The sequence below is a fragment of the Nocardia gamkensis NBRC 108242 genome, from assembly GCF_001612985.1.
In the GTDB taxonomy this organism is placed as follows: domain Bacteria; phylum Actinomycetota; class Actinomycetes; order Mycobacteriales; family Mycobacteriaceae; genus Nocardia; species Nocardia gamkensis.
Genome location: NZ_BDBM01000102.1, coordinates 1 through 2170, shown reverse-complemented (window position 1 = coordinate 2170; position 2170 = coordinate 1). Strand labels below are relative to the sequence as shown.

General features: G+C 65.8%; 1 protein-coding gene. It reads left to right on the top strand.

Going from position 1 to position 2170, the window contains the following annotated elements; all coding sequences use genetic code 11:
• Positions 1-47 precede the first annotated feature (47 nt).
• Positions 48-2153 (top strand): ISAzo13 family transposase, encoded by a 2106-nt coding sequence (locus NG1_RS34785; protein ID WP_062978112.1) that lies wholly within the window; start codon positions 48-50, stop codon positions 2151-2153.
• Positions 2154-2170: the final 17 nt, after the last annotated feature.

Genomic DNA, 2170 nt, shown 5'->3' with positions numbered 1-2170 from the left:
GGGACCGTAAGGTAATAACGTGTTGTTTTGTGCTGCATGGTGTTTCGGTGCGTTATGGCGGTGTTGAAGGTGCCGAAGAGCGGCTTGGTCAGCGGTTCGAGGTGTTGTTGCCGCATTTGAACGAGCGCCAGCGGCGTCTGGCCTTGGCGACGGAGGCGCGGTTACTCGGCCACGGCGGAGTGCGAACGGTGGCTCGCGTTGCCGGTGTCAGCGAAACCACGGTCCGCAAGGGTGTCTTCGAGCTGGAGTCCGGGGATCCGCCGCTGCCCGAGCAGCAGGTGCGGCGCGCGGGCGGGGGTCGAAAGCCCGCTGGACAGGTCGATCCGCAACTCGTGGCGGCGTTGTTGAAGCTGGTCGAGCCCGACGAGCGCGGTGATCCGGAGTCCCCGTTGCGGTGGACGACGAAGTCGTTGCGGAACCTGGCCGAAGAGCTGAGCCGCCAGGGGCATCGGGTGTCCGCGCCGACGGTGAGGAAACTATTGCGGGACAACGGGTTCAGTCTTCAAGCCAACGCCAAGACGCTGGAGGGACACCAGCATCCGGATCGAGACGGGCAGTTCCGCTATATCAACGACCACGTCAAGACGCATCAGTCTGCTGGTGAGCCGGTCATCAGCGTCGATTCGAAGAAGAAGGAGCAACTCGGCCGACTGCCCAACGCCGGGCGAGAGTGGCGCCCGCAGGGAGAACCTGTCGAGGTGGAAGACCACAGCTTCTTCACCGGCCCGAATGTCGACCAGGCGATCCCCTACGGGATCTACGATCTGGCCACCGACGCCGGATGGGTCAACGTCGGCGTGGACCACGACACCTCAGCGTTCGCCGTGGCATCGATCCGCCGCTGGTGGCAGGGGCGAGGATGCTTCGACTACCCGCGGGCGAGCAAACTGCTGATCACCGCGGACGCCGGCGGATCCAACAGCTACCGCTACCGTCTATGGAAGGCCGAGCTGGCGGCATTGGCGGCCGAGACCGGTCTGGCGATCACGGTCTGCCACTTCCCGCCCGGCACCAGCAAATGGAACAAGATCGAGCACCGCCTGTTCTCCCAGATCACCATGAACTGGCGTGGACGCCCGCTGACCAGTCACGCGGTGGTCGTCAACACCATCGCCTCGACACACACCCGCACCGGGTTGCGTGTTCACGCCGAACTCGACACCCGCGACTACCCACTCGGGATCGCGGTCAACACAGAGCAGTTCCAGGCGCTGTCCGTGCGCCCACACGACTGGCACGGCGCCTGGAACTACACCGTCGGCCCTGCCTCAGCCGGGGTCGCCGTCACCGCCGAGCACCGTGACCACCACCGAGCCGAGTTCCTGGAACTGCTCACCGACCCGCAGTTGACCGGAATGACCCGCGACGAACTGGACGATCTCGCCGCCGATCTGGCTCCAGCTCAAGCCGCCCGCGCGGCGCAACGCTGCTGGGAACAGCGCGGCGGCCGACGCCGCCGAGCACCCGGAGCCGGTGGCAAACGCCTGCTCCCCGGCGCGGCATGCGTCCTGATCACGATCCTCTACCTGCGCCAGGTCTGCTCACAACGGGTCCTGTCGGAACTGTTGGAGGTCAACGCCAACTCGATCGGCGAGGTGATCGCCGAAACCCGAACCCTGCTCGACCAACACCCACACCGCGTCGCAACCTCGACCCAGCTGCGCTTCACCACACCCACGGCTTTGCGAGATTTTCTCCACCGAACCTCAGCCTCAGGGGCGCAACCGCCCGCGCAGCTGCCCGAGACGCTGTCCTCGCCGACGTTGACCGGGCTCAGCCGACAACAACTCCACGACCTCATCGAGCGACTCGCACCGCGACAGGCCGCACTGGTCGAACGGCATCGCCACACCCGACGCGGCGGCGAACGCATGCCCGGCGCCCGCGGCGGGGTGTTCCTACAGAAGATCACCGACGCCGAACGAATCCTCGCGACCGTGCTGCATCAACGCAAGCTATGCACCCGCGAGGTACTGGCCGAGCTGTTCGGCGTCAGCCCACGCACCATCGGCACCGCGCTGCTTCAAGTCCGGCCCCTTCTGGAACACGACGGGATCACGATCAACCCCGCAGCCACCCGATACCGCAGCGCTACAGACCTTCTCGCCGCCATACCACCATCGGACACCATCGCCACCGACTCGCCACGTTGATTTCTTACGGTCCCATT